Consider the following 25,628-nt stretch of genomic DNA (forward strand, 5'->3'; position numbering starts at 1 on the left):
TAGCGGGATGAGAGGACCCGATACTCTCATCCCGCAAGGACGCCCCACGTCGCCACTGTGTGATGCCGTTACCCTGACGGCCACGAGCGGTTCCGGTGTTGACGCGCCCCGTGCCACACAGAGTACACGGATGCCGCCTGAGTCCCTCGTCACCCGACATTTTTCCTGCCCGTAACACACTTCGACGGGGAGGCGAGGTAATCTCGGTCCTGTGATGGGGATCGTGGTAGTTCGGGCATCCGACACGGTGGCTCACCTCTTCGAGGAGGGTGCCGATGTCGACAGGGACATGCCGGTGGGCACGGCGTACCGGCTTCGAGACGGGTGGCACCTGAAGCACTCCCGCCGACATGACAGGTTCGCGTGGGTCGGGCCGTACGGCTCGCCCGAGGAGGCGGCCGAGCACTACACACCGATCGACGCCACGGGGCCTATCCCGCGCATCTCGGCCTGACGCGGCTCGCGAGCCTCAGCGCCCGCCGGCCTCGCGGTCGTCGTCGTGCCTGGCCGCGATCTCGGCGTGCGAGTAGCTCACCCCCGGGTTGAGCCCCAGCCGCTGCCGGGCGTAGGCGGCGATGAGGTGCCGACGGTGCGTGCCGCGGCCGAGCCTGATGATGCGCGCCTTCATCGTGTAGGCGTCGAGGTACGCCACGGCCGGGGCCTCGACGGGTCGGCGTCGCCGGGAGCCGAGTCCGGCCGCCGACAGGATGTGCAGGAACGCCTGCGTCGAGCCGAGCGCACTGGCGAGGTCGACCCCGGGTGAGATCGACGGCAGCGAGGCCGACGAGCCGTCGGGGGCGTCGGTGGTGAGCGTGACGAGCGCGCGCAGGTCGCTGTAGGGCGGGATGTACGGCAGGAAGCGTGTGTAGTCGAGCGTCGCGCCGGCGATCTCGTCGAGCGGCGCGGTCTCGGAGAGCCCGAGGAAGCGCTCGAAGGTCCAGCGCGACCGGGGTAGGAACGACGTGACGGTGGCGGCGAACCCCACGTTGACCACGAGCACGTCCGGGATGCCGAGCCGGCGGGCCTCCCGGGCCAGCCCGACGCCGATCTCGGGCTGGGTCGACTCCGACTCGTCGAAGACGAGCGTCGCGCCCTCCAGGAACTCGGCGACGTTGTCGACCGTGACGCCCTCCCGGTAGACGTGGACGACGGCGCGGGGGTTGATGTCGCGCACCTGCTCGCGGAACACCTCCGCCTTCATGCGCCCGTAGGTCGAAGCGGATGCGCCGGGCACCCGGTTCGCGTTCTGCGGCTCGAAGACCTCGGGGTCGGCGATCGCGAAGCTGCTCACGCCCATCCGGGCCAGCTTCGTCCCGAGCTGGAACCCCACTCCGCCCACGCCGGCGATCGCGACACGGGCGCCGAGGATGGCCTGCTGCTCGACCTCGCTCCAGAATCCGTAGTTGCGCGAGAACTCCGGTGAGGAGGTCGACCTCATGTCGCCCCGATCAGCCTTCCGAGCGGGAGACGCGACCGAAGTACTCCAGTGCGCCGTCTGCGTCCATGAGCTGCTGGAGGATGGTCGCGTTGCGCTCGGTGATGCGTTCGGCGGAGCCGGCCAGGTCGAACTCCACGGGCAGGTTGTAGTCGAGGTAGTGCTCGATGTAGCGCGGCTCGCCGATGCGGCTGATCGCCAGCACGCCCGCAAGCAGGCGCTCGAGCCACGGCTCGATGATCGCGAACGTGCGCCCCACGTCGTGGCCCGAGAAGTAGGCCGACATGAGCGCGAAGAGGTGCCACTGGATGAGCTCCTGCATCGCGACGCGCTCGTGCCGTGCGATCACGCGCGACACCTCGACGCTGCCTGCGGGCAGCGGGTCGTCGGCGAACAGCTCGGGGCAGAAGTCCTCGACCGGGAGCGGACGGTCGACGCCGTCGGCGCCCTTGATGATCGTGCGCGCCACCCCGACGATGCGCACGCCGTCGGGCGCGTTCTCGAGCACCGCGAAGGTGACCGACCGGGCGTCGTCGGGGTCGCGGTCGGTGCCGTCCTCGGACAGGTCGCTCGGATCGAGCTGGCCGGTCTGGTCGACGTACACGCGGCGGCGGAAGTCGAAGTGGGAGCGGTACACCGCCTCCATGCCCGGCACGGCGACCCCGTTGATCGCGATGATGCCGGTCGCGAGGCGGGCGGTGCGCTCGCTGTCGAAGGCGGTCGAAGAGGTCACGACCGGGATGACGGCGGAATTCGGGACGGAGCGGTCGACGCGCGTCACGAGAGAGCGCCGCTCTCTCTGCTGCGCAGTGCGTGGGCGGGCGTCAGCGACATGCCGTACAGCATCCAGCCCCCATCGAGTCACCGTTCGTGGATACCCGGTGACGCGCCGTAATAAGCTGGTCGCCGATGACCCGAGCATAGGAGCGCCACTCCCGCGATTGCAACTTGGGACATTATGTCTCAAAATGATGTCGGAAGTGGGTGATGATGTCGGAGAACAGCTGGACGAAGCCGGGTCCCGGGCGGACACGGGCGTCGCGCGATGAGGTGCGTTCGACCCTCCTCCAGACCGCGATCGACCTCGTCAACACCAACGGCCTGACCGTCGGGTTCGAGCACCTGCTCATGGACGACCTCATCAAGGAGGCGGGTGTCCCCCGCAGCTCCGTCTACCGCATCTGGGAGTCGAAGGAGGCGTTCTTCGAGGACCTCCTCACCGAGGTCGCGAACCAGGTGCAGCCCGGCCGCGCCGACGAGGAGTCGCTCGTCGCCACGTGGGAGTACCTCGGGTTCCGCGCCGACGAGCTCCGCACCCCCGAGGGCCGCCGCCGTGTGCTGTTCGACGTGACCGGCATCGCGGCCGAGCAGAACTTCGAGACGGTGACGTCCTCCATCCAGTGGCGCACCTACGTCGCGCTCTCCTCCACCGCGCTCTCCTACCCCGACGAGCGGCTCCGCGAGCGCATCGTCGCCGAGCTGCGCAACAGCGAGCTGGCCTTCCTCGACACGATGGAGGTCTTCTACCGCAACATCGTGCCCACGGTGGGCTTCATGCTGCGTCCCGACCTCGACGACGACTACCGCCCGTTCGTGCTGGCGGCCGCCGCGATCATCGAGGGCCTCGGCATCGCGCGCACCACGATCCCCGACATCGTCGAGTCGCACTACACGGTCGACAACGACGGTCGCCAGGCCGAGATGTCGCTCGCCGCGATGGCCTATCTCGGCATCATCAACACGTTCCTCGTCCCCGATCCCTCGTACGACGCCGAGGCGGCGATCGCCCGTCTGTCGTCGGGCATCGACGAGATGCCCATCGTCGAGGTGCGTCGCCGCGGCGAGGGCTGAACCCGCGACGAGGCATGTCTCGAGCGTCGAGCTAGCGACACGCTTCACTACATGCGCGGCTGACTAGCTGCACGGCGCCCTTCCGACCTGGACGGAGCACACGGGCGAGGCGCCGTCCCCGCGGGATTAGGCTTGTCCAGTCATGGCCGAGCTCCTGCCCCACCCCGTGTTCGCCCACATCCCTGCGGCTGTGGCGCATTCCCCCGCGCGCATGCGATCGGCGCTCGACGCGGCGCGCTCGGGAGCCGTGACGCAGGAGGACGCTGCGGTGCTCTTCGCCGCCCGCGGCGCCGACCTCGACCAGCTGCTCGAGATCGCCTCGCGGATGCGCGACGAGGGCTTGGCCAGACGCGGCACCCCGGGGGTGATCACCTACTCGAAGAAGGTCTTCATCCCGGTCACGAAGCTGTGCCGCGATCGCTGCCACTACTGCATCTTCGTCGAGACCCCGGGCGGTCTGGCTCGCAACCACGAGCCCACGTACCTCTCTCGTGAGGAGATCCTCGACATCGCCCGCGAGGGTGCGGCGCTCGGCTGCAAGGAGGCGCTGTTCACGCTCGGCGACCGCCCTGAGGACCGGTGGAAGCAGGCACGCGCCTGGCTCGACGAGCACGGGTACGCCTCCACCATCGACTACCTGCGCGACATGGGGCAGGCCGTGCTCGAGGAGACGGGCCTCCTGCCCCACATGAACCCCGGCGTGATGTCGTGGGCTGAACTGCAGACGCTCCGCCCGGTCGCCCCGTCGATGGGCATGATGCTCGAGACCACGGCCACCCGCCTGTGGTCCGAGAAGGGCGGCGTGCACTACGGGTCGCCCGACAAAGATCCGGCCCTCCGCCTGCGCGTGATCGACGACGCGGGCCGCTCGCGGGTGCCCTTCACGACCGGTGTCCTGCTCGGCATCGGCGAGACGGATGCGGAGCGCGCCGAGGCGCTGTTCGAGATCCGCCGGTCGCACGAGACCTTCGGGCACGTGCAGGAGACGATCGTGCAGAACTTCCGCGCCAAGCCGCGCACGGCGATGCAGAACGAGGCCGACCTCGCCCTGCAGGAGTACATCGCCGCCGTCGCGGTGGCTCGTGTCGTGATGGGGCCGGATGCGACCATCCAGGCGCCCCCGAACCTCACCGACCAGCAGGAGCTCGACCTCCTCGTGCGTGCCGGCATCGACGACTGGGGCGGTGTGAGCCCGCTCACTCCCGACCATGTGAACCCCGAGCGGCCCTGGCCGCACCTCGAGGACCTCGCCGCCCTCACCCGCTCGACCGGGTACGAGCTCCGCGAGCGCCTCACCGCGCATCCGCAGTACCTGGCCGACCGCGACGAGTGGATCGACCCGCGGTTGTGGGAGCACGTCGACGCCCTCGTCGATCCCGGTACGGGCCTCGCCGACGAGTCGGCGCCCGTGGAGGGCCGACCCTGGACGCCCTCGCCCACCGTCGCCGCGGCCGCCGCCCGCACCTCGGCGCCGACCGCGACATCGGGCGACCCCGCGGTGCGCGATGCTCTCGAGGCCGTGCGCGAGGCGGGCGCTGCGCTCGACGACGCCGGGTTCGTGACGCTCCTCTCGGCTCGTGGCGAGCAGCTCGACGAGCTCGCCGCCCTGGCGGATGCGGTGCGCCGCTCGGCGGTCGGCGACGCCGTCTCCGTGGTCGTCAACCGCAACCTCGACACGGGTGCCGTGGCACGCGACCCCGGCCTCCTCGAGTCGCTCGCGGCGGAGGCGGTTGCGCTGGGTGCCTCCGAGGTGTGCCTGCAGGGCCCGGTGCCGGCAGGCGCCCCCGGCGAGACGTACCTCGAGATCCCGCGGCGCATCAAGGCGGTCGCGCCGGATCTGCATCTGCACGCCTTCCGCCCCGCCGAGGTGCTCGACGCCTCTCGGCGGCTCGGGCTGTCGCTCGACGACACCGTCGCGGCGCTGCGCGACGCCGGGGTCGACACCATGCCGGGCACGGGCGCGCGCATCCTCGACGACGACGTGCGCTCACTGCTGAGCGGAGGCGCCGAGACCACGGTCGAGCAGTGGATCGCCTCGGTGACGGCCGCGCACCGCGCGGGTCTGCGCACGACCTCGACCATGGTGTTCGGACACGTCGAGACGCTCGCGCAGCGCGTCGAGCACCTGCGGCTGCTCGCCTCGATCCAGGGGCAGACGGGCGGCTTCACCGAGTTCATCCCCATGCCCTACGTGCCGTGGGAGGCGCTGCCCGCCGTCGCGGCACGTGTCCCGGCCGGCCCGAGCACCGACGACGAACGTGCCCTCCACGCTGTCGCCCGTCTCCTGCTCGCCGGTCGGATCGACCACGTGCAGGCCGCCTGGACCAAGCTCGGCACGGCCACCGCCCAGCGTGTGCTCGCCGGCGGCGCCGACGATCTGGGTGGCATCCTGCTCGACGGCGTGGTCGATCCTCTCGCCGGCGCCGAGGCTCACCGCCAGCTGACCCTCGACGACGTCTCGCGCCTCGCGGCCGAGCTCGGCCGCCCTGTGCGGCTGCGTCGCACCGACTACTCGGACGCAGCCGCGCCGGCCGGTCGTGTCGTCGGCACCGAGGCGGCCTGAGCGGATGGCGTCGCCCTCGGTCACGAGGTGGGGCTCCGACGGCGACCCGGTGGCGCTCCTCCCCGGCTTCGGCAGCACGGTCGCGGCCGACTTCGGCTTCCTCGGCCCGATGCTCGGCCGCTCCCAGCGCGTGATCGGCGTGGATGCCCTCGACGTGGGCGCCCCCGGTCAGGACGTGCTCTCGAGAGGGGAGCGTCCCCTCCACCTCGTCGGCTACGGCGCCGGCGCCGCCCTGGCACTGCGGCTCGCCAGCGGCACCGCCACGGTCTCCGCTGCGACCGTCACGCTCATCGCTCCCGTGCTCTCGCCCTCCACCCCCGACATCCCCTTCCTCAGCGCCCCCTTCCGCGCCCTCCGCCCGGAAGCGCAGGAGCCCGTGATCGACCGCGCCCGGGCGGCGGCCGAGCTCGCCGCGCTGAACGGCGTCGACCTCCTCGCCCGCGCGGCGTCGATCACCGCACCCATGCTCGTCATCCGCTGCGCCGACGATGCCCTCGCCGCACCCGACGACGCTCTCCGTCTCGTCGACGCGGCCCCGGATGCTCGGCTCGCCTCCGTCGAGTCGGGTCACGGCGTCTTCGTCGAGCGCCCCGCCGAGGTGCTCGCGCTGCTCACCCGGTTCCTCACCGATCCGCACGCGCATCCGGCCGGCACGTCGTACCGGGCGGCGGCCGCATGATCGGCGCGACCCGCGTCGACGTGCTCGTCGTCGGTGCGGGCTTCGCCGGCATCGGCACGGCGATCCGGCTCGCGCGCCAGGGTGTGCGCTCGTTCGCCGTGATCGAGCGCAGCTCGGGCGTGGGCGGCACGTGGTGGGACAACGCGTATCCGGGGGTCGCGTGCGACATCCCCTCGCACCTCTACTCCTTCTCCTTCCGGCTGAAGCCCGACTGGACGCGCACGTTCGCGCCCGGCGCCGAGATCCGCGACTACCTCGCCGAGTGCGTGCGTGAGGAGGGCCTGGCCCCGCACATCCGCCTCGACACCGAGATGACCGAGGCCCGCTGGGACGAGAGTGCCGGCCGGTGGCTCGTCGCGACGACGCGGGGTGAGTTCGAGGCCCGCGCGCTCGTCATGGCGGCCGGCCGGTTGTCGGAGCCGCGCATCCCCTCGACCCCGGGCCTCGAGTCGTTCCCCGGGCCGGTGTTCCACTCCGCCCGCTGGCGCGACGATGTCGAGCTGCGGGGCAAGCGCGTCGGCGTCGTGGGATCGGGTGCGAGCGCGGTGCAGATCGTGCCGCGGGTCGCGGAGCAGGCCGCCGAGGTGGTGCTGTTCCAGCGTTCGGCGCCGTACGTGATGCCGCGGGGCGACCGCGCTTTCGGCGACGAGGAGAAGGCGGCTCTCGCCGCCGACCCGCACTCCCTGCGGCGCCTGCGCGACGGCCTGTTCTGGAGCATGGAGGAGGGCTTCGCCGCTCGGGCGGGCGCGCCAGGGCTCGAGGGATACCGCGAGCGCCTGCGCTCCGCCGCGCTCGGCCACCTGGAGGCGGCGGTCGCCGACCCCGCGCTCCGGGCCGCGCTGACCCCCGATTACGAGGTGGGCTGCAAGCGCGTGCTGCTCTCGGACGACTACTACCCCGTCCTCACCCTCCCCCACGTCTCGGTGGTCCCCGCGGCACTCGAGTCGGTGAGCGGATCCACGGTGCGCGCGAAGGACGGCAGCGAGCGCGACGTCGATGTGCTCGTGCTCGCCACCGGCTTCCACAGCACCCGTCCGCCCTTCGCCCAGCGTGTCACCGGGCGCGATGGACTGCTCCTGGCCGACCACTGGTCCGAGGGGATGACGGCGTACGCCTCCACCACCGTGCACGGGTTCCCGGGGCTGTTCGTCGTGAACGGACCCAATGCGAGCCTCGGCCACAACTCCGCGATCGCCATGATCGAGGCGCAGATCGACTACGTGCTCGCCGTGCTCGACGAGACCGAGGCGTGCGACGCCGATGCCCTCGAGCCCACCGCCGAGGCGGAGCGCGCGAGCCGCGACGAGGTCGACGCACGCGCCGCCTCGACGGTGTGGATGCTCGGGGGCTGTGAGAGCTGGTACCTCGACTCGGCCGCCCACCGGCTGACGCTCGTCTGGCCCGACTTCGCCCACACCTTCCGCGAGCGCCTCTCCTCCGTCGATCCCGACGCCTATGAGCCCGTTCGCGCGTCGCGAGGGGACCGGCGCGGATCCCTTAGGCTCTGACCATGGCGCGGCCGGCACTCGACACACCACGACCCCGTGGCCTGCTGCGGTCGCCGCGCTTCTGGATGGCGATCCTGCTGGGCGCCCTCATCATCGTGACCTATGTCGGCCTCGTCACGCTCTATGCGACGAACGGGCGGACGGCGAAGACGACCGAGCTGCCGGCACCCGATCCCGACAAGATCGTCCTCGACCTCACACCGCAGAACGTGGACGGGTCGAAGGAACGGGTCTCGGCCGATGTCGACGTCTACACACTGCCCGACAAGTACCTCCAGGACAGGTTCACGGTCACCGAGGACATCACGATCCTCATCAACCCGGTCGACGGCTCGCCCGGCATCCAGCTCAAGGCCGGCGCGCCCATCCCGATGACCTCGATCTCGGTCATCGTCGACGGCAAGGTCGAGAACTGGCCGTTCGACAAGTACGACACCGACGAGGTGTACGCCCTGGCCTATCCCACGGCCGCGGGCCCGTCCCAGGCGATCCCCGTTCAGTTCCGGCTCGTCGGGCAGCCTCCCGGGTGGAACATCGGCCTCTCCGAGGGTGACGTCATCTACCCGGACTTCGACGGCTCGAAGGTCGACGTCCAGACCTACGACCTCTCCGCCAAGCGTGACTGGAGCATCATCACGTTCGGGCTCGTGCTGCTCACGCTGCTCGCGGTGATGCCCATCCTCGTGCTGTTCGTCGCGATCTCGGCGTACATCGGCAGACGTCGGGTCGAGGCGACGCTGACGAGCTGGATGGGCACGATGCTCTTCGCGACGATCACGGTGCGCAACTTCTTCCCCGGATCACCTCCGATCGGGTCGTGGGTCGACATCCTCGTGGTGCTGTGGGTGATCGTCGGGCTGGTGGTCGGACTCGCCATCTACGTGGCCGCCTGGAACCGTTGGGGCACGCCCTACCCGGAGTACCGAGGGCCTCGCGCGGCGGTCGTCGACGACAAGCCCGACGGCAGGTGAGATTCTGCCCCGGAGGCATTCCCTCGGATGGGCTCGCGTTGCTACGTTGTTCACATCTGGGCTTCGGCTCTCCACCGCGGCTGGGAAGTCGAGAGACCGCTTGAAGGAGTCGGCATGGCAACGGGCACTGTGAAATGGTTCAACCAGGAGAAGGGCTTCGGGTTCATCGCCCCGGCCGACGGCACGCCCGACGTGTTCGTGCACTTCTCCGCGATCGCGACGAGCGGCTTCCGCACGCTGGAGGAGAACCAGCAGGTCGAGTTCGACACCGAGCCCGGCCGCAAGGGCCTGCAGGCCGCGAACGTCCGCCCGCTCTGATCAGGAGCGTTCGACGCCGAAGGGCCCGAGCCACCACGACGGTGGTCTCGGGCCCTTCGCCGTGTGGCCTCAGGCGCGCCCGCGTCGCCTGCGCGTGATCGCCGCGACTGAGCCCGTGCCCAGGGCGAGCATCAGCAGCGCCAGGAGGACGGCGGGTGCGGGATCATATCCCGAGCCGGTCGCCGCGAGAGTGCTCGTGCTCGTGCTGCCTCCAGCGGCGGGCGACGGCTCAGGGCCGGGCTCGGGCGGGAGGATGCCGTTCATCGCATCCGTCAGCAGCCCGTTCAGCCGCCAGGGCGCGGCGGTTCCTCCGGGGTCGGAGTTGTAGTACTCCCACGTGGCGACTCCACCGAAGTCCGCCTGTGTCGCGGCCAGCTCGCTGACCTCCTCGAGGAGCGGACGGAGGCCGATCCACCCGTTGGCCTCGGGGCAGTTGATGGGGTTCGAGAGGACCCCCATCACGAGCTTCGAGGCAGGCACCCCTCCCCTCTCCGCCTGGTATCCGATCACCTCGGAGAAGAACTCCTCCGTCGGCTCGCCCATCCGCAATACGTCTGCAGGTTGAACCAGTCGATGTCGTCGCCGCGGTCGGCGTAGAGCCGGTTGTAGTCGAGTTTCGAGAGCCGGTCGATCTCACCCGCCATCCCCGCCGCGACCGGCGACAGGGTGACGAGGAACGTCGGGCCGAAGTCCACACGCAATGCGTCGATCACGGCCTCCACGACCGTGATGTCGGTCGGCGTCTCGACGTCGAGGTCGATGCCGTCGAGGTGGTACTTCACGATGAGATCCCTCAACCGCGGGTACTGCACGTCGAAGTCGTCGCTCAGCGTCTGCCACGACGGGTTCTGATCCCCGCCGACCATCCCGATGACGGGCACACCCTGTGCCTGCATCGCGGCGAGGTCGGCCCACACCGGCACGTAGTACGGGTCGTCGGGGGTGTGATCGTTGAGGATGACGCCCTCTTCCTTGAGCTTGATCGCGCCGAGGATGACGTAGTCGGTGCCTGTGCCCTCGGTCAGGAGGGGCAGCGGCGAGATGTAGGGGTTGGTGATCTTGTTGTCGACTCGCGAGGTCTGGTAGTACGCGATGGTGCGCTTCGTATCGGTGTGCACCAGAGCGCTGGTGTCGACCGAGATCGTGTCGCCCGCCGCATCCGCGGCAGCGACGGTGACCGTCACACCCGTCTCATCGGTATAGGTGTCGCCCGGCTGGAGCGGAGCGGCCGCGAGCGCGTCGGCGTCGCGGGTCTGCGGTACCGACGCGTCGATCCGGTAGACGAGTGCCCCCTCGGCCGCTGTGCTGTCGGCGTCGGCGCCGATCGAGCGGCGGGACTCCACCGCGAGGACGATGTTTGCCGAGAGGCGGACCAGCGCCAGCCCGGCCGATGCGGGGTCCTCCGCCGCGCCCAGGTGGAGGGTCGCGGTCTTCCCGGGGCGGATGCACGAGATGGATCCGTCGGCGAACCGCCCGGTGTCGATCGGGGTCTGCACCGGTGGGTCTGCCGTCGCGGTCGGCACCAGGCAGCGCTCGAGCGGCTGCAGCGCGGCGGGCTCGGCGACTGCGGCGCCACCGCTCTGTGGCGGCGCTGTGTCGGTGCCGAGGGCCGACGCCGGCGCGCTCGCCAGGGTCGGGATGAGCAGCACCGCCGCGGCGATAACGCCAGCGGGTAGGAGTCGACGGTTCACGAGTCCCCTCTCTCGCGGAGCGGGCGGCTCACGGGGCGGAGCACACCTCGACGGCATCTTGACCCAGATCGTGAGCCCGTGCATCAGATCCGAGTACTACCACCCATTCGGGCGTGGAGAACGACACGCGTCGAGTGAGAGGATGAGGGCATGAGCGACCGAGGTGTGCGTGTCGTCGTCGTCGAGGATCAGCCGCTGTACCGGCAGATGCTCGTCGGGCTGCTGCACGCCGCCCCCGGCATCGCGGTCGTCGGCTCGGCGGCCAGCGCGAAGGATGCCCGGACCCTCGACCCGCGCGGCTTCGACGTGGCCCTCGTCGACCTCGACCTGGGCGACGGTGACGGGTTCGACGTGGGCACCGCATTCCGGGCGGCGAACCCCCGGGTGGGCGTCGTGATCCTCTCGGCGGTCGACGCCCTGCACCGGATGCTGCAGCTCGACCGACGCGACGCCGCCGGATGGAGCTACCTGTCGAAGACGTCGGCGCTCTCGGCCGGATCGCTCGTGGCCGCGCTGCAGGCCTCGAGCACCGGGCGCACCGTGATCGACCCGGCGCTCGCCTCCGTGCGCGAGCCCCGTGCCGGCAGCCCGCTCGAGTCGCTCACCGAGCGGCAGCGCGAGGTGCTGTCGCTGCTCGCCTCCGGGATGACGAACATGGCGATCGCCGAGCAGCTCGGCATCGCGAGCCGCTCCGCCGACAATCACGTCAACGCCATCTACGGTGCGCTCGGCCTGGCCGCGACAGACCAGCGGAACCCGCGGGTGCAGGCCGCGCTGATGTTCGTCGAGCACTCGCGGTGACCGTCCACGCGTTCGCCTGGACCGCGGGTGTCAGGAAGGCCTGGGCCGACCACGACTCCCGCCAGGACGCACGTGTGATGCTCACCGTCTCGGCGGTCATCGGACTCCTCTTCGCCGTGGCGACGAGTGTGCAGTCGGTGCTCGCCATGGGCGTGTACTCGTCCACCCTCCGCGGCCTCCCCTCGGCTCCTGTCGTGGAGCTCGTGCTGCGCGGGGTGATCAACGTCGGCACGGTGTGTCTCGTGCTCGCCCTCGTCGCCCTGTTCCGGCCCGAGCGCCGCTCGTTCCCGATCGCGGTGCTGCAGAGCATCCTCATCGTGGTGGGCTGCGCCCTCGTACGGGCCCTGGCCCAGATCGCCACGGGCGTCTACGCGGATCGCACCGCCTGGGTGGCGTTCGCCGAGATCATCACGACCAGCGCCGCGTGCCTCGTGACCCTCCTCATCGGATTCGCGATGGTCGGCGCATGGCGGCGGCTGCGGGCGGGTGAGCGCGAGCGGGTTCAGAGCCAGCTCGAGACCGTGCTCGCCTACCGTGAGCTGCAGGAGGAGGAGCTGCGGGTGCGTCGAGAGGTGGCGCAGGGCATCCACGGCAGTGTGCAGAGCGTCTTCGTGATGCTCGAGGCCGAGCTCGACGAGGTGGCGACCCACGTCGATCCCGCCGAGGCGGAGCGCCTGCGGCGTGCGTCGGGCACGGTGCGCGATCTGCGCGAGCGCGAGCTGCGGAGCCTCAGCGGTGTGCTGTACCCGGTCGACCTCGACCGGGGGCTCGACCCCGCGCTCACCGCGCTGGTCATGCGACTGCCTGCGCATGTGGCCGTGGAGGCGCGCTTCCACGATGTGGCTCGCTCTCTCGATGCCCGTGCGACGCTGCCGCCGAGCACACGTCTGCTGCTGGTGCGCACCGCGGAGGAGGCGTTGAGCAACGCGCTCCGGCACGGGGGCGCGTCGGCGGTCGCGGTCGACCTGCAGTTCGAGACGCCGTCGCGGGTGCATCTGGTGGTCGACGACGACGGTTCGGGCCCTCCCGAGATGGCGTCCTGGTCGGGTCTGGATCGTCTGCGCCGGCACCTCGACCTGCTCGGCGGCTCGCTCGTGCTGGAGCGCTCGGCGGCGCTCGGTGGGGCGGCACTCACCGCCGTGGCGCCCGTTGACGTGGAGCCGGCTGCCGCTCCCTGATCGACCGGCGAGCGGTGGTCAGAGCACGCGGATGAGGGCGACGCCTCCCAGGATGGCGGCGGAGCCGATCGCGCCGGCGGCGGTGAGAACGATCAGTCGGAGTCGGGTCGACAGCGGCATGGGGTCACTCCTACGGGTCACATCGTCGTCGAAGTGGAGCAGGTGCGCTCAGCGTAGCGCGAGACCGCCGATCCCGCTCGCGGCGTGCTCCAGGATGGCTAGACTCGCAGGACCGAAGCGGGCATCGGAGCCTCCGGCCATCGGGTCGAGACGCGAAGGGAGGCCGCCGATGAGAGAGTTCCCTCGTGTGCAGCGCTTCGCGCTCATCGCGCTCCTCGCCTATGTCGTGATCGTTCTCGTCATCGTCATGTGGCCCACTCCTGTCGACGCCGATTCACGGAGCACGATCACGACGATCCTCCGCGGACTGCATCGGCGCGGCCTCTTCACATTCGTCGAGTACCGCCACATCGAGTACACCGCGAACATCGGGATGTTCCTCCCCCTCGGCATCCTGCTCGCGCTGTGGCTCGGTCGGCGCTGGTGGTGGGGCGCGATGGTCGCCTGCTTCGTGCTCTCGGGAACGATCGAGACGTTCCAGGGCCTGTTCCTGCCCAGCCGTTATGCCACCTTCGACGATGTGATCGCGAACACGACAGGTGGGGTCATCGGGGCGTTGATCGGGGCGGTGATCCTCCTCGCGCTCCGGGTGCGCCACCTCGAGAACACGCCGAGGGCGGCGAGCGCGGCGCCTTCACCGGCGATCACCGAGGTGGAAGATCGGTCGACCTCCCGTTGGCGATGAGCCACTCGCGCCAGACGATCGCGGCGAGCGAGTCGAGGTCGGGGAAGTAGCCGAGCAGGTGGCGTCCGCCGGACTCGGGCGCCCAGGTGACGGCACGGAAGTGGAGGCGGCCGCGCATCCGCACGGCTCGCACGATCGCGATCCGCTCGGCGCCGTCGCGCATGAGCCACTCGTGTTCGCCGACGCGTACGAGTTGCCGACGCGGACTCCAGTGCGCCACCTCAGCGGCCGCCGCCGGGTGGCCGGCCGTGGGCATCCGGATGCACGGTACGGATGTCGGGCGCGTGCGCGCCCTCCCGCACGGCGAACCGATGCACGACCTCGACGCACGTGTCGAGCCCGGGCCAGTACCCCTCGCCGATCAGAGCGCGCGGTTCTTCGTAGGTGACCGCTCGCCAGCGCACGACCTGCTGCTCCCCCGCACGCACCTCGACGAGCCGGATGATGGCGTACGGCCGCGTGGTGCCGGGCAGGTTGTAGAGGTACTCCGTGGGCCGGAGGTCTTGTCGCGGATGCCATGCCATGCGGACGAGGATAGAACATACGTTCGACACTCGAAACCCGAGCGGCGTGTCGTCCGACAGGGCCTGGGCAGCCCGGAGCTCAGGCCATCAGCGGTGGTGACTTCGGAATGAGCAGCAGTCGGCGCTGCATCGAGGAGAAGGCGAGCAGCAGGCCGCCCAGTACCCCGAACAGGATGCCACCGAGGAGCATCACGACCCCGATCACGGTCGTGAGACCGTAGTCCGAGGCATTCGCCCCGACCCACATGAGGACGATGCCCGCGATGAGGAGCAGGACGCCGAGCGCGACCATCCCCCAGCAGAGCCAGATGTAGAGACGGTACGAGCGCGGGCCGTGGAAGGTCGGGCGGATGCCGAAGCGGCTCTGGGTGTACTCGCTCCAGCGGGTTCCCGTCCACCAGCGGCTGGCACCGGCGGAGACCGGGTACCAGCCCGCGCCGGGGCCCTCCTGCTCGCCCGGCAGAGGCCGCACGATGTCGGACACCAGCGGATCGCCGGTCGGCGCGGGGATACGTCGCACCGCGCTGCTCGTGATCGCGATCGCGAACCAGAGGATCGTGAGCAGCATCGTCCCCACACCGCTGACCACGACGGTCTGAGCAAGGGCACCGAGCACGAACTGCGAGAGGGCGAGGCCGAGGAAGACGAACGCGAACGCCCACGCCGCGGCCGGCTGCTCGGAAGTCGCCCAGTCGATGCCGGGTCGGCCGTCCCGGAAGCGCATGCCGCTCCACTTCTGGCCATCCCACCAGCGCACCGGGCCGGATGCGGGCTGGTACCAGCCCATCACCGGGCCGGTGGCAGCGCCCTGCACCGGCGGGGCGGGGGTCACGGCGGCGGCCGGCGGGGCCATGTCGCGCTCGTGCTCCGTCCACTGCGCGCCATCCCACCAGCGGAGCCGCCCGGGCGTCCCTGCGTCGTACCAACCCGGCGCTGCGTTCATCCACGTCCTCCCCTGGAACCGTCACTTCGACCGTAGCGTGATCGGTGTCGACGGGACACGATCACGCAGCGAGGGGCCGCGACCCGCTCGAACCCGTCAGAGCTCGAGTGGGTCGCGACCCCTCTTCTCGGCGGGTCATCCCCGCCGACCGCGGACTACTCGGTCACTCGACGTCGACGGGCCATGACGAGGATGGTCGCGCCTGCTCCGAGCACGAGCACGGAACCGACGATCCACAGCCCCACGTTCAGCCCCGTCGAAGCGAGGTCGCCCGACGACGAACCGGCACCCGCCGGCACAGCGTTGCCACCCGATCCGTCCGGACCCGGCACGGGCGACGGGACCGGAGCGGCGGCGACGGTGATCACGACCGGATCCGAGACCGAGGCGAACGCCGTGGCCGTCTGGCCGAAGGCGGCGACCACGGTGTGCTGGCCGACCGTGAGCCCCGCGTAACGGAACGTCGCGACGCCGTCGACGGCATCCGCCGTGCCGAGGACGGTGTCGCCCTCGACGAAGGAGACGGTCCCCCCGACAGAAGCGCCCGTCACGGTGGCCTGGAGGGCGATCTCGTCACCCTCGGTGGACGACGCGGGCGCCGTCAGCACGGTGGCGGTCGGCGCCAGCACGGACACGGAGGCGCGAGCGTCGCGCTTCGAGCCCGCGCCGAAGGCGGTCACCTCGACGGGACCGAGGGCCGCGTTCTCGGGGACGGCGACCGTCCAGGTGGCCGCACCCGCGTCGTCGGCGATGGTGACGCCGAGGTCGGCGCCGCCGAAGCCGAAGAGGACAGCCTCTCCGACGCGGAAGCCGGACGCGGTCACGGTGAACGAGTCACCGGGAGCGACGGCATCCTTGTCGACGGCGAGGGGCACCGGGGCGAGCGAGGCCTCGTACTCGGCGCACGCGTCACCCTGGATGCCGACCGCGGGGATCTCAGTGCCCGTCGTGCCGTCGTCCTCACGGACCGTCAGGTTGTTGAAGGCCTGGGCTCCCATCACCGCGTTGCTCGTGTTCGTGGCGCTCACCTTGAAGTTGCTGCTGCCCTTGTCGGAGGCGGCGCTGTTGCCGAGGGTGGCGACCGTGACGGTCTTGCAGGTCTCGCCGGGCTGGAAGGTGACCTTCTCCATCCCGATGCCCACCGCTCCAGAGGCCGATCCGAGCACGCTGACGTACCCGGTGACCGGCTTCGTGTCGGCACGGCTGAGGTAGGCCGCGACCTCGGCCGAGCCCGGGCCCGAGCCCTCCTCGACCGCGGTCGGCGCGATGTTCACCGTGGTCCGCGTCTGCACCACGGGGGTGCCTACCGACGGGGTGTCGAAGGCGAGGTCGGACAGGTAGACCCCGCCGGTGCCCGTGCCGTCGGCACCCACGCCCGCCGTGAGACGGATCTCGCGGACGTCGCGCAGGTCGATCCCGGTGATGGTCGACGTGGGGATCGTGAGCTGCTGCAGCACGATCTTGTTCAGCGTGGTGTTGGTGCCTCCGGGCATCCGGTTGATCGCCAAGGGGTTCAGAGCGGATGCGGCGACCTGGTAGGTCGCGCCCGTTCCGTCGACCACCGTGATGGTGAAGTCGGTGCCGCTGGGCACGGACTCGTCGGGGGCGGTCTTCAGCGTGATCTGCGACCGGGTGCTGAGATCGCGGTGGTCAGCGGGCACGGTGATCCGCAGCTGGCCGGTGCTGGGCACCGACGGGTCGGTCGTCGAGGCGCCCGTCCAGAGGAACCGCGTGGTGGGGAACTCGGGCACGTTCGGAGCGAACGAGCCGGGCGTCCAGTGCGGAACCTGCGACGAACCCTTGGTCGTGGCGCAGAACGGCAGCGACTGCGAGACGGTGCGTCCGGAGAGGTTGGTGCACACCGCCGCGGTCGCTCCACCCGACACCCGGATGAGCGAGTTGTTCGTGGTGAAGTCGGTCACGAGCGAGGTGCTCGACGCCGGCTGAGCAGCCATCACACGCACGTCGGCGTAGGACGTCGCCGTGGTGGAGGGCTTGACCGAACCGTCGAAGAGGGACTGGAACTGCGTCTCGCCGCCCATGGTGAGGCGGAAGAAGCCGGTCATGTAGCTGACGCCCACCTGGTACTGCTGTGCCGCGGTGAGACGGGTCGAATCGCGGGTGGAGCAGCTCGAGGTGGTGTCACGGGTGGACCAGTCGTCGCCGGTCGCCGCCGGGTACAGGCCGGGCGTCCACACCGTGTTGAAGAAGTTGTGGTTCGCACCCATCACCCAGACGGCGGAACGCAGCACGTTGTCGTCGAACGCGTGGCGCGAGTCGTCGATGAAGTGCTGGCCCTGCTGATTGGAGACGTCGCCGTCGCAATACGGAAGGAACACGGCGGTGGGCACATCGGGCAGCGTCATGCGGCCGAAGTCGACCGGGGCGAGCGGCAGGACCGACTCGATCCCGAACGGCTTCGCGAGACCCTGGTTGAGGGTCGCAGCGGAGACGACGCCCTCGCCACCACGGGAGTGGCCCATGATGCCGACGTGGTCGAGGTCGAACCGCCCCTTGAGCGACGCGGCGGTGACGCCCGACGCAGCAGCCGGCTGGTCGGTGCGCGTCGTGGCGCGGAGGAGCGCCTCGTCGAGCGTGCGGGTGGTGGTGACGCTCGGGGCGGTGTCGGTGGCGGTCGTGATGTCGTCGTAGGAGACCGCGACGCCGGCGTTGGCCTTCTCGAGCATCGAGAGGGTGTCGAGGATGAGCTGGCCACGCGCCTGTGCACCGTAGTCGAGGGCGAGCTGGTTGTCGTTCGAGTTGACCGAGTTGGCCGCGATCGACAGCACGTTGTAGCCGTTCGTCGCGAGTGCGCGGGCCGTGCCCTCGTAGCCGAGGTAGGAGCGGACGTTCATCTGCGTCGGACCACAGGGCCAGCGCAGCGGGTTGGCGCCCTGGCTCGGGGCGCACGAGGTGTGGCGCCCGTGCAGCAGCACGATGGTGGGACGCTCGCCCGTAGCGTCGGTGAGGTACATCTTGCCGGTCATCTCACCGCGGATGCCGCCGATGGCTGCGAGCGCGATGGCCTGGTCTCCGAAGTCGTACTCGGCCTCGGTGACGCCGTACTGCCCGAGCGTCGACGGGTCCGGAACGGCAGCGACGTCGGCGAGCGCGTCGAGCTGCTCGGTCATGATGCGGCTCTGAGGGGACTCCTCGGTGACGGGCGTCTCTGTCGTCTCGGAGGCCTTGTCCTCCTCACCGCTCGACCAGCCCTTGCTCACGTCCGTGGCGTCGGCGACCGTCGGGTCGTTGGTGACGATGCGGAGCGAGAGGCCGTCCTCGGACTCCTGGGCAAGGCCGAGGGGCTCGCCATCGACGACGATCGTCGGGGCGTCGTTCACCATGGGCAGCGGCTCGTCGAGCTTCAGGTCGACCAGGTAGCCACCGGGGGTGGTGGTGACGGTCCAGTCGCTGCCGGAGGCGACGACCGGGTCGGGCGCCGGGGCGGCCACGGCGACGGAGGCCGCCGACAGCGCCAATCCGGGCGCGAGCGCGACGGCGATCGCTCCCACGATCCACCGCCTCGCGTGTGTGCGTGTAGACACAGTTCTCCTCGAGATCGTTCAGGCAAGGGTCGACGCCCGATCGGTGGCGGAGGTGCTGTAGCCGACTGAGAGGGGCGCTTGGTGCAGGTAGCCGAGAACCGGCTCAGGCGAGACTATGAATTTGCACAACGTTTGGGTGGGGCGGAAACAGACCCGAAACAGAAGGTTCACGCGCACTAAACATCGATCTCTGCTACACGGTCACGTCGAGGATCTTGACCGACTCGCCTCCCGACGACCGGTGCCCCCTGCCGCTGTCCCGCATCCGGGGGGGCGTTGAAGGCGCGGGAACGCCCGCTCTCAGGCGGTTCCCGCGACGAAGACCGCGCCCGGAGGGGCGCCGCAGAGAGCGAGCGCGTACTCGTCGAAGCTCACCAGCGGTGGCGGCGGGGGATCGAGCGGCACTTCCACGAAGTACGGTCTCTCGTCGAGCAGTGTCGCCAGCGGAGGCCGCTCCTCGGCTCCGAAGTGCTCTGCATCGAACGCGGCCTGCGGTGTGGTCTCGTACACACGCCCGAGGGGCGACACCCACCGGAGGACGCCGCCCTCGAGCTGCTCGACCGACCACCCGTCCTCGTGCTTGATGTGGTGGTGCCGGGAGCAGAGGGCGGCGAGGTTGTCGAGATCGGTACGCCCGCCGTCGACCCACGCCTCGGTGTGATCGAGCTCGCAGTACATCGCCGGTCGCCCGCACTGCGGGAAGCGACATGTCTCGTCGCCGAGGACCAGCAGACGCCTCATGTCGGCCGTGGGGCGGTACTTCTCTCGACCGAGCGCCAGCGGGCTGCCGTCGATCGGGTCGACGAAGAGGCGCGCGAAGCTGGGCGCCTTCGCCGCCAGACGCCGAGCCGTCTCGGCGTCGATGGCACCGTACCCGGAGAGGTCGGCCGGGCGGTCGTCGAGCCCGATCAGCGTCTCGACCGGGATGGTGACCATCACCGTGGGCACGACATCGGGCACACCGGCCGGCGAGGTCTCGCCGCGGAGCACGAAATCGCGCAGCACGTCGCTGCGCAGCGCGGGAATGGAGCGGGTGTCGCCCGCCCGATGGACCCGCTCGACGGTGTTCTCGACAGCATCGAGAATGGCCCGCGCGTCATGTGCAGCGACGACATGGTGGATGACGGCCATGCCGTCGAGCTCGGCATCGACCCACACCGATCGCTCTTCGCGCGCCTTCCTATGACGCACCTCGATCGACTCGGGATGGAGCCGCTCGCGAAGCCTCTTCGCAGCATCGCGGAGCCGTCGCGGCGACAGCACCTCCGCCGCCTTCAGCAGCCTCGACTCGAACTCGGCGCGCGCCTCCTCCGGCACCGTGGCGGCCTGGTCGACGATGACCTTGGCCTGCTCGAGGGTGATGCGCCCGACGGCGAGACCGTCGAGCGTGGCCGTGAGCTGCGAGGTGAGCGCCCACGCGAGGTCGATCTGGTTGCGCGCCTGGCCCTCGCCCATGATCAGAGCGCACGCCGTCTCGGCGACCAGGTTCCGCCACGCGTGCTCCTGCGCCTCCGGAGTATCGACCGTGGTCTCGAGGATGCGAGACAGTCGGCGCCGGGTGAAGCGCGCCAGCCCGAGAAGGTGCGCCGCGTGTGCCGCACTCACCGCACGCCCCGAGTCGCACACGCCCTCGAGGGCGGCGATGTCGTCGAGGTCACCCTCGGCGAAGAACTCAGGCCCGGTCATGAGTACTATTCAAACACAGATACGAGCATTACTCAAGTGTTCGCATGCGGCTCATAGCGAAGTCCACCACAACACCGAAGGCACACCTCCGACGCGCGCGACCGGCGATCCGCGTCAGCTCCCCGCCCTCTCCCCTGCCTCCGAGACGGAAGCACGAAGCGTGTTCAGCAACCGCACGGGGACCTCCGGATCCCTCAGCGTGAGCGCGAACTGCCGGTCGTCGGTCGTGGTGACGATCATGCCGGGGCCGCGGCGGAGGATGAGGGCGGAGCGCCCGGGCAGGATTCGGTAGCCCCAGCCGCCCCACTCGCCGGGGTTGAGGTCGGCGGCGTCGGCGCGGCGAATCCTGTCGAGCGGGATGCGCTTGAGCGGGATCCGCAGCAGCAGCGAGACGATCCTCAGCCCCCGCCAGTCGACGGTGATCCGCACCCGGATGAAGGCAGCCAGCCCGATCGCGGCGACGACGAGGATCACGAGCGGGAGCGTCCCCGCGGCGGGCTCGCCCAGGAGCACGAGCGGAACCTCGACGACGATCGCGATCGCGATGAGCAGCAGAGCGCAGTAGAGGAACAACCGCGCGGTGATCGTGCGGACCCACGCGCCGGTCTCGGTCGCCCGCAGCGGCGCCGCGAGCGTCGCGGGCTCGCGGATGACTCCCTCCGGCGCCGCCGGAGCGATGAGGTACGGCACCACGCCGTAGAGGATCACCACCGCCAGCACGACGACCCAGCCACCGAGGACGGCACCGTCAGGTGATCCGGCCTGGACGGTGAGCCCCGCCGGAACGAGCCAGCTACCCGCGGCCACGGCCCCGACCGACCCGGACCAGAACAGGCCCGCTCGCTTGACGCGGATGCTCGGCTGCGGGAGCAGCACCAGGACGACACCGCAGACGGTCGATGCGACCGCGACGGAGAGGGTCGCGGCGAACACGATCGAGGCCGACAGGCTGTCGTCGGCGCCGCCGAGGTCGGACCAGTGCGACGCCACCTGACCACCCAGGATGCTCCGCCAGAGCAATCCGCTCACACCGATCGCCAGCGCCGGGACCACGAGGGCGACGAGCGCTCCCGCCCACCGCATCCGAACGCTCACGACAGCTCCACCAGACGCGTCAGCTCCTGCGGGGACAGACCGAGCTTGCGCCCCTCGGCCGCCAGCTGAGCGGCGAGCTCGCTGATTCGCACGAGAGCCGCGTTCGCCTCGGGACGCACCCAGGCGCCTCGACCCTGGCGCATCTCGATCATCCCCTCATCGCGGAGTCGTGCGTACGCACGCAGGACGGTGTGCATGTTCACATGGAGTCCCTGGGCGAGTTCGCGGGCGGTGGGCAGCCGCTCTCCCGGGCTCAGCTCGCCTGAAGCGATGCCCGCCCGCACCTGCACTGCGATCTGATCGGCCAGCGAAGTCGGTGAGGCGTGATCCACTCGAAAGAGCATGTTTGTAATGCTAGTAGAACAATGCGTTAGGCTGCGACCATGACCGGCGTGGTGCTGTTCCCCCTCCTCCTGCTCCTCGTGGCTGTCCTCACCCAGCTCGCCGCCGCCGGCGTGCTCGGCAAGAACCGTGTCGTGGGCATCCGGATCGGGTCGACCCTGCGCTCTCCCGCCGCCTGGACGGCGGGCCACAGGGCGGCCGCCCCGTGGACCTGGGCGGGGTTCGCACTCGGAGCCGTCGCTGCCCTCGGGGCCCTGCTGTCGACGGGGAGCACGGCCGCCGTGTTGGCGGCGATCGTCGTCGCCATGTTCGTCGCGACCATCGTGATGTCGCTGGTCAGCGCGAGCCGCGGGGCCCGAGCGGCGAGCCGACCTACGACCTAGACGTCGTTGCGCCCCCACTCGGTACTGCAGTGATCGCAGACGACATCCCCGTCGCGCACCCAGACCCACCCGTCCAGGCAGACGGGGCACTTCACCCGCAGATCCAGATCGAGGCCGTGCATGGCCTGGAACATACCCGGACTCCCCGAAAGTCGCACCGGGCACCGTGAGACACTGCGCACGCCGGCAAGATCCGCCCCATTCCGGTGCACGGAGGTGCCTCGCGGCGATCCGATAGCGTGGAAGCATGTCCCGCACCGAGGTCTACACCCGCGCGATCGGCTTCGCCGTCGCGACCGCCGCTCTCGCCTTCCTGCTGATCAAGCCCCTCGCGCAGGAGATCGAGCGGAAGTACTCCTAACTCTTCACCTTCCCGGGGATGAGCCCGCCGCTCTCCCCACTGCCTCCACTGCCCTGGCCCAGGCCGTCGCCGCTCGGCACATCCTGCAGCCTGGCGAGGATGCTGTCGGCGCTGTGGCTCCCCGACTCGACGATGAGCTCGTCGTCGGTGTAGCTGCCGCTGCCTCGGAGCTGGAACATGCTGTCGGAGAAGTAGTCGTCGGTCGTCCCGAGAACAGCCTGGGCCGACTCGAAGAGGCCGGTGCAGGCGTCGACGAATGTGTCGGCCTGCTCGAGCACGGCTTCGTCTGCGCAGTCGGAGATGAAGCTCACGTCGAGCTTCGCTGCCGCCGCCACGGGGACGACCTTCTCGATGAGCGCCTTCAGCGTCGCCGGTGGCATGGGAATCGGATTCTCGGTTCCCCGATTGACCTGCGCCCCCGACTTCTCGGCGGCTTCGATGGTCGCCGCCTCAGGGGTGATGTCGATTCCGAGCCGGAGGTTGCACGGGCCCTCGCAGTTGTCTTGCGCGGTGGACACCGTCGCCGCCCACCCGGTGCCCTGCAGCGCCTCGTCGACCACGGCCTGGATCGGACCCTCTTGAGCCTCCACCTGGTCGAAGCTCGGGCCGCCTGCGTCGAACGGCGACCGCCCGTCGGCGAGCGGCACCACGAAGCACCCGGTGAGGACGAGCATCCCCATAGTCACGATCGCGGCGAGGCCCATTCCCCGCCGCACTCCCCCGTGTGCTCTCATGTCGGATCAGCTCGCCGCGACCACGGCCATCTCGTCGGACCGGGTGAGGTCGAGCGCGCGGGCGGTCTCCTCGAGCGAACGCTCCGCCGCCGCGGGATCGGTGTTGAGCTTCGTGCCGAGTGATGGGATGAGCTGCTTCAGCTTGGGCTCCCACGCCTTCGACTGCTCGGGGAAGCACTTGCGGACCAGATCGACCATGATCGGCACGGCGGTGGACGCACCGGGCGACGCACCGAGAAGGCCGGCGATCGACCCGTCGGCGGAGGTGACGACCTCGGTGCCGAACTGGAGCACTCCGCCGCGCTTCGCATCCTTCTTCATGACCTGCACGCGCTGGCCGGCCGTGATGAGGCGCCAGTCCTTCGACTGCGCGGTCGGCATGAACTCGCGGAGCGCCTCCAGCTTCTTGCTGCGGCTCGCGAGCAGCTCGCTGATGAGGTACTTGACGAGGTCGAAGTTGTCGCGCGCGACGGCCAGCATCGGACCGAGGTTGTGCAGCCGGATGGACCCGGGAAGGTCGAACCACGAGCCCGTCTTGAGGAACTTCGGGCTGAAGCCCGCGTACGGGCCGAAGAGCAGCGACGCCTGGCCGTCGACGACGCGGGTGTCGAGGTGCGGCACCGACATGGGCGGGGCGCCGACCGACGCCTTGCCGTAGACCTTGGCCTGATGCTGCGCGACGATCTCGGGGTTGTCGGTGCGGAAGAACTTGCCGCTGATCGGGAACCCGCCGAACCCCTTGATCTCGGGGATGCCGGACTTCTGCAGGAGCGACAGCGCCCCTCCGCCTGCGCCGACGAAGACGAACTTGCCGTTGATGGAGTACGGGGTGCCGCCGATGCGCTCGCGGACGCGGACCGTCCAGGAGCCGTCCTTCTGCTTCTTGAGGCCCTTGACGGTGGTCTCACCGCGGTAGTCGACGCCGTTCGCGCGCAGGTAGTCGACGAGCTGATGGGTGAGCGCGCCGAAGTCGACGTCGGTGCCGCTCGTGATGCGCGTCGCCGCGATCTTCTCGTCCTTCTGACGGTGACGCATGAGCAGCGGCGCCCACTTGTAGATCTGGCGCGGGTCGTCGCTGAACTCGATGCCCTCGAAGAGCGGCTCGTCCTTCAGGATCTCCCAACGCCGACGGAGGTAGTCGACGTTGTCGGCCCCGCGCACGAACGTCATGTGTGGCGTGGGGTTGATGAACGTGCTGGGCGCGTCGAGCACGCCGGACTCGACGAGCGAGGCCCAGAACTGACGGCTCACCTGGAACTGCTCGTTGATGTTGATCGCCTTCGACGGCTCCATCGTGCCGTCGGCCGCCTCGGGCATGTAGTTGAGCTCGGCGAGCGCCGCGTGGCCGGTGCCGGCGTTGTTCCACGGGTTCGAGCTCTCGAGGGCGACATCGTTCAGCCGCTCGAAGAGGACGATCGACCAGTCGGGCTGCAACTGCTTGATCATCGTGCCGAGGGTGGCACTCATGATGCCGCCGCCGATCAGGATGACATCCACGCTCTTTGTGCTCACCAACCCAGTGTATACAGCGAGAAGACGGGGCAGGCACTGTGCACAGGAACAGCAAAGACCCCCCGCCTTTCGACGAGGGGTCTTCGCTATCGGGTGCGGATCAACCGCCCGAGATCAGTCGGGTGACTGTCAGTGAGAGGCCTTCTGGCGACGGACGATCGTGAGCACGATCACGAAGGCGGCACCGAGGGCGAGCAGTCCGCCACCGGCCCAGAGGCCGAGGGTGGGGATGGTCGCACCGGTGTTGGGCAGACCGCCGGTCGAACCACCGGAGGAGGAGCCACCGGTCGACGAGCCAGCCGAGAAGACGATCGAGCCGATCGCGCCGGACGAGAGGCCGGTGCCGGTCAGCGTGTAGGCGCCGGTCGCGTTCGACGGGAGCGTCACGGTGACGGAGACCGCCCCGGAGCCGTCGGTGCCCTTGACGATGTTGGCGCTCGAGACGGCGGCGACGACCGAGCCGAGACTCGCGCCCGCACCGTTCTCACCGGTCAGCGTGAAGCTGACCTGCTCGTTGGGGTCGTAGCCGTTGAAGGAGAAGGTTCCCGAGCCGCCGGCACCGACGGTCGCGGGGCCGGTGATGTCACCGGTCGGAATGTAAGCCTGCGCAGCCGCAGGAGCAACGAAGAGAGCGGCAGCCGCGATGGCCAGACCCGCCAGTACTTTCTTGATCATGAAGGAGTTCCCCACCCTTGTTTGTTGA

The 25,628-nt window shown here is 70.0% G+C and carries 25 protein-coding genes; 11 read left to right on the plus strand and 14 right to left on the minus strand.

Annotated elements, in window-relative coordinates; translation table 11 throughout:
* Nucleotides 1-211 precede the first annotated feature (211 nt).
* The gene (locus ACFJGV_RS06155) at nucleotides 212-454 is read left to right on the plus strand and encodes a hypothetical protein (protein ID WP_378147645.1); all 243 of its coding nucleotides are present in this window, start codon (nucleotides 212-214) and stop codon (nucleotides 452-454) included.
* A 15-nt stretch (nucleotides 455-469) separates the two neighbouring features.
* Here ACFJGV_RS06155 and ACFJGV_RS06160 read toward each other — a convergent pair whose 3' ends face one another.
* Both ACFJGV_RS06160 and ACFJGV_RS06165 read right to left on the minus strand, forming a co-directional pair.
* Nucleotides 470-1,438 (minus strand): ThiF family adenylyltransferase, encoded by a 969-nt coding sequence (locus tag ACFJGV_RS06160; protein ID WP_378147646.1) that lies wholly within the window; start codon nucleotides 1,436-1,438, stop codon nucleotides 470-472.
* 10 nt (nucleotides 1,439-1,448) lie between these two features.
* On the minus strand, nucleotides 1,449-2,168 hold the full coding sequence (locus ACFJGV_RS06165; RefSeq protein ID WP_378147648.1) for a hypothetical protein: 720 nt from the start codon (nucleotides 2,166-2,168) through the stop codon (nucleotides 1,449-1,451).
* A gap of 254 nt (nucleotides 2,169-2,422) precedes the next feature.
* Between ACFJGV_RS06165 and ACFJGV_RS06170 the strand changes: the two genes are divergently transcribed.
* From ACFJGV_RS06170 to ACFJGV_RS06195, 6 genes are all read left to right on the plus strand, one after another.
* Nucleotides 2,423-3,286, plus strand: coding sequence for a TetR/AcrR family transcriptional regulator (locus ACFJGV_RS06170; RefSeq protein ID WP_378147650.1), 864 nt, complete (start codon nucleotides 2,423-2,425; stop codon nucleotides 3,284-3,286).
* Between the two features lie 142 nt (nucleotides 3,287-3,428).
* Nucleotides 3,429-5,849: a 7,8-didemethyl-8-hydroxy-5-deazariboflavin synthase CofG gene (gene cofG, locus ACFJGV_RS06175; protein ID WP_378147651.1), complete on the plus strand. Its 2,421-nt coding sequence runs from the start codon at nucleotides 3,429-3,431 to the stop codon at nucleotides 5,847-5,849.
* Between the two features lie 4 nt (nucleotides 5,850-5,853).
* Nucleotides 5,854-6,528, plus strand: coding sequence for an alpha/beta fold hydrolase (locus ACFJGV_RS06180; RefSeq protein WP_378147653.1), 675 nt, complete (start codon nucleotides 5,854-5,856; stop codon nucleotides 6,526-6,528).
* The gene (locus ACFJGV_RS06185) at nucleotides 6,525-8,036 is read left to right on the plus strand and encodes a flavin-containing monooxygenase (RefSeq protein WP_378147654.1); all 1,512 of its coding nucleotides are present in this window, start codon (nucleotides 6,525-6,527) and stop codon (nucleotides 8,034-8,036) included. The genes ACFJGV_RS06180 and ACFJGV_RS06185 overlap by 4 nt, the downstream gene beginning before the upstream one ends.
* 2 nt (nucleotides 8,037-8,038) lie before the next feature.
* Entirely contained in the window at nucleotides 8,039-9,007 is a 969-nt protein-coding gene (locus tag ACFJGV_RS06190) for a DUF4436 family protein (RefSeq protein ID WP_378147656.1), read from the plus strand.
* Between the two features lie 114 nt (nucleotides 9,008-9,121).
* On the plus strand, nucleotides 9,122-9,325 hold the full coding sequence (locus ACFJGV_RS06195) for a cold-shock protein (protein ID WP_085020228.1): 204 nt from the start codon (nucleotides 9,122-9,124) through the stop codon (nucleotides 9,323-9,325).
* Nucleotides 9,326-9,394: 69 nt separating this feature from the next.
* On the opposite strand, the gene ACFJGV_RS06200 is transcribed toward ACFJGV_RS06195, so the two are convergent.
* Nucleotides 9,395-9,868, minus strand: coding sequence for a hypothetical protein (locus ACFJGV_RS06200; protein ID WP_378147657.1), 474 nt, complete (start codon nucleotides 9,866-9,868; stop codon nucleotides 9,395-9,397).
* A complete protein-coding gene (locus tag ACFJGV_RS06205; protein WP_378147659.1) occupies nucleotides 9,832-11,016 on the minus strand; it encodes a hypothetical protein in 1,185 nt (394 codons plus the stop codon). The genes ACFJGV_RS06200 and ACFJGV_RS06205 overlap by 37 nt, the downstream gene beginning before the upstream one ends.
* A 150-nt stretch (nucleotides 11,017-11,166) precedes the next feature.
* Between ACFJGV_RS06205 and ACFJGV_RS06210 the strand changes: the two genes are divergently transcribed.
* The 3 genes from ACFJGV_RS06210 to ACFJGV_RS06220 all read left to right on the plus strand — a co-directional run bounded on the left by ACFJGV_RS06210 (nucleotide 11,167) and on the right by ACFJGV_RS06220 (nucleotide 13,800).
* Nucleotides 11,167-11,817, plus strand: a complete 651-nt coding sequence (locus ACFJGV_RS06210; RefSeq protein WP_378147661.1) for a response regulator — start codon at nucleotides 11,167-11,169, stop codon at nucleotides 11,815-11,817.
* Nucleotides 11,814-12,995 carry a sensor histidine kinase gene (locus tag ACFJGV_RS06215; protein WP_378147663.1) on the plus strand — a complete coding sequence of 394 codons (1,182 nt, stop codon included), beginning with the start codon at nucleotides 11,814-11,816 and terminating at the stop codon, nucleotides 12,993-12,995. The genes ACFJGV_RS06210 and ACFJGV_RS06215 overlap by 4 nt, the downstream gene beginning before the upstream one ends.
* 289 nt (nucleotides 12,996-13,284) lie before the next feature.
* Nucleotides 13,285-13,800 (plus strand): VanZ family protein, encoded by a 516-nt coding sequence (locus ACFJGV_RS06220; RefSeq protein WP_378147664.1) that lies wholly within the window; start codon nucleotides 13,285-13,287, stop codon nucleotides 13,798-13,800.
* Here the strand turns inward: ACFJGV_RS06220 and ACFJGV_RS06225 are convergent.
* The 7 genes from ACFJGV_RS06225 to ACFJGV_RS06255 all read right to left on the minus strand — a co-directional run bounded on the left by ACFJGV_RS06225 (nucleotide 13,760) and on the right by ACFJGV_RS06255 (nucleotide 21,937).
* Complete coding sequence (locus tag ACFJGV_RS06225; protein WP_378147665.1) at nucleotides 13,760-14,056, minus strand: hypothetical protein; 297 nt, start codon at nucleotides 14,054-14,056, stop codon at nucleotides 13,760-13,762. The genes ACFJGV_RS06220 and ACFJGV_RS06225 overlap by 41 nt on opposite strands.
* On the minus strand, nucleotides 14,022-14,324 hold the full coding sequence (locus tag ACFJGV_RS06230; protein ID WP_378147667.1) for a hypothetical protein: 303 nt from the start codon (nucleotides 14,322-14,324) through the stop codon (nucleotides 14,022-14,024). Before ACFJGV_RS06230 ends, ACFJGV_RS06225 begins: the two co-directional genes overlap by 35 nt.
* Nucleotides 14,325-14,403: 79 nt before the next feature.
* Nucleotides 14,404-15,267 (minus strand): DUF2510 domain-containing protein, encoded by an 864-nt coding sequence (locus ACFJGV_RS06235; RefSeq protein ID WP_378147668.1) that lies wholly within the window; start codon nucleotides 15,265-15,267, stop codon nucleotides 14,404-14,406.
* A 155-nt stretch (nucleotides 15,268-15,422) separates the two neighbouring features.
* On the minus strand, nucleotides 15,423-18,779 hold the full coding sequence (locus ACFJGV_RS06240; RefSeq protein WP_378147670.1) for an Ig-like domain repeat protein: 3,357 nt from the start codon (nucleotides 18,777-18,779) through the stop codon (nucleotides 15,423-15,425).
* A 333-nt stretch (nucleotides 18,780-19,112) separates the two neighbouring features.
* On the minus strand, nucleotides 19,113-20,498 hold the full coding sequence (locus ACFJGV_RS06245; RefSeq protein ID WP_378147671.1) for a DUF222 domain-containing protein: 1,386 nt from the start codon (nucleotides 20,496-20,498) through the stop codon (nucleotides 19,113-19,115).
* 114 nt (nucleotides 20,499-20,612) lie between these two features.
* Nucleotides 20,613-21,593: a hypothetical protein gene (locus ACFJGV_RS06250; protein ID WP_378147673.1), complete on the minus strand. Its 981-nt coding sequence runs from the start codon at nucleotides 21,591-21,593 to the stop codon at nucleotides 20,613-20,615.
* Nucleotides 21,590-21,937, minus strand: coding sequence for a GntR family transcriptional regulator (locus ACFJGV_RS06255; protein ID WP_378147675.1), 348 nt, complete (start codon nucleotides 21,935-21,937; stop codon nucleotides 21,590-21,592). The genes ACFJGV_RS06250 and ACFJGV_RS06255 overlap by 4 nt, the downstream gene beginning before the upstream one ends.
* A 39-nt stretch (nucleotides 21,938-21,976) precedes the next feature.
* Here ACFJGV_RS06255 and ACFJGV_RS06260 point away from each other — a divergent pair, with 39 nt between their 5' ends.
* Nucleotides 21,977-22,318: an SdpI family protein gene (locus ACFJGV_RS06260; protein WP_378147677.1), complete on the plus strand. Its 342-nt coding sequence runs from the start codon at nucleotides 21,977-21,979 to the stop codon at nucleotides 22,316-22,318.
* Between the two features lie 357 nt (nucleotides 22,319-22,675).
* Here ACFJGV_RS06260 and ACFJGV_RS06265 read toward each other — a convergent pair whose 3' ends face one another.
* From ACFJGV_RS06265 to ACFJGV_RS06275, 3 genes are all read right to left on the minus strand, one after another.
* Nucleotides 22,676-23,413, minus strand: coding sequence for a hypothetical protein (locus ACFJGV_RS06265; RefSeq protein WP_378147678.1), 738 nt, complete (start codon nucleotides 23,411-23,413; stop codon nucleotides 22,676-22,678).
* A gap of 6 nt (nucleotides 23,414-23,419) precedes the next feature.
* Nucleotides 23,420-24,925, minus strand: coding sequence for a malate:quinone oxidoreductase (locus tag ACFJGV_RS06270; protein WP_378147679.1), 1,506 nt, complete (start codon nucleotides 24,923-24,925; stop codon nucleotides 23,420-23,422).
* A 129-nt stretch (nucleotides 24,926-25,054) separates the two neighbouring features.
* A complete protein-coding gene (locus ACFJGV_RS06275) occupies nucleotides 25,055-25,600 on the minus strand; it encodes an LPXTG cell wall anchor domain-containing protein (protein ID WP_378147681.1) in 546 nt (181 codons plus the stop codon).
* Between the last annotated feature and the right edge of the window lie 28 nt (nucleotides 25,601-25,628).

The sequence above is a fragment of the Cnuibacter sp. UC19_7 genome (assembly GCF_042699995.1).
Taxonomy (GTDB): Bacteria; Actinomycetota; Actinomycetes; order Actinomycetales; family Microbacteriaceae; genus Cnuibacter.

Excerpts from the sequence above, each read along its gene's own strand:
- ACFJGV_RS06160 (WP_378147646.1), bottom strand. The coding sequence starts at position 1,438 with ATGAGGTCGACCTCCTCACCGGAGTTCTCGCGCAACTACGGATTCTGG.
- ACFJGV_RS06170 (WP_378147650.1), top strand. The coding sequence starts at position 2,423 with ATGATGTCGGAGAACAGCTGGACGAAGCCGGGTCCCGGGCGGACACGG.
- cofG (WP_378147651.1), top strand. The coding sequence starts at position 3,429 with ATGGCCGAGCTCCTGCCCCACCCCGTGTTCGCCCACATCCCTGCGGCT.
- ACFJGV_RS06180 (WP_378147653.1), top strand. The coding sequence starts at position 5,854 with ATGGCGTCGCCCTCGGTCACGAGGTGGGGCTCCGACGGCGACCCGGTG.
- ACFJGV_RS06185 (WP_378147654.1), top strand. The coding sequence starts at position 6,525 with ATGATCGGCGCGACCCGCGTCGACGTGCTCGTCGTCGGTGCGGGCTTC.
- ACFJGV_RS06190 (WP_378147656.1), top strand. The coding sequence starts at position 8,039 with ATGGCGCGGCCGGCACTCGACACACCACGACCCCGTGGCCTGCTGCGG.
- ACFJGV_RS06195 (WP_085020228.1), top strand. The coding sequence starts at position 9,122 with ATGGCAACGGGCACTGTGAAATGGTTCAACCAGGAGAAGGGCTTCGGG.
- ACFJGV_RS06200 (WP_378147657.1), bottom strand. The coding sequence starts at position 9,868 with ATGGGCGAGCCGACGGAGGAGTTCTTCTCCGAGGTGATCGGATACCAG.
- ACFJGV_RS06210 (WP_378147661.1), top strand. The coding sequence starts at position 11,167 with ATGAGCGACCGAGGTGTGCGTGTCGTCGTCGTCGAGGATCAGCCGCTG.
- ACFJGV_RS06220 (WP_378147664.1), top strand. The coding sequence starts at position 13,285 with ATGAGAGAGTTCCCTCGTGTGCAGCGCTTCGCGCTCATCGCGCTCCTC.
- ACFJGV_RS06225 (WP_378147665.1), bottom strand. The coding sequence starts at position 14,056 with ATGCCCACGGCCGGCCACCCGGCGGCGGCCGCTGAGGTGGCGCACTGG.
- ACFJGV_RS06230 (WP_378147667.1), bottom strand. The coding sequence starts at position 14,324 with ATGGCATGGCATCCGCGACAAGACCTCCGGCCCACGGAGTACCTCTAC.
- ACFJGV_RS06235 (WP_378147668.1), bottom strand. The coding sequence starts at position 15,267 with ATGAACGCAGCGCCGGGTTGGTACGACGCAGGGACGCCCGGGCGGCTC.
- ACFJGV_RS06245 (WP_378147671.1), bottom strand. The coding sequence starts at position 20,498 with ATGACCGGGCCTGAGTTCTTCGCCGAGGGTGACCTCGACGACATCGCC.
- ACFJGV_RS06255 (WP_378147675.1), bottom strand. The coding sequence starts at position 21,937 with ATGCTCTTTCGAGTGGATCACGCCTCACCGACTTCGCTGGCCGATCAG.
- ACFJGV_RS06260 (WP_378147677.1), top strand. The coding sequence starts at position 21,977 with ATGACCGGCGTGGTGCTGTTCCCCCTCCTCCTGCTCCTCGTGGCTGTC.
- ACFJGV_RS06265 (WP_378147678.1), bottom strand. The coding sequence starts at position 23,413 with ATGAGAGCACACGGGGGAGTGCGGCGGGGAATGGGCCTCGCCGCGATC.
- ACFJGV_RS06275 (WP_378147681.1), bottom strand. The coding sequence starts at position 25,600 with ATGATCAAGAAAGTACTGGCGGGTCTGGCCATCGCGGCTGCCGCTCTC.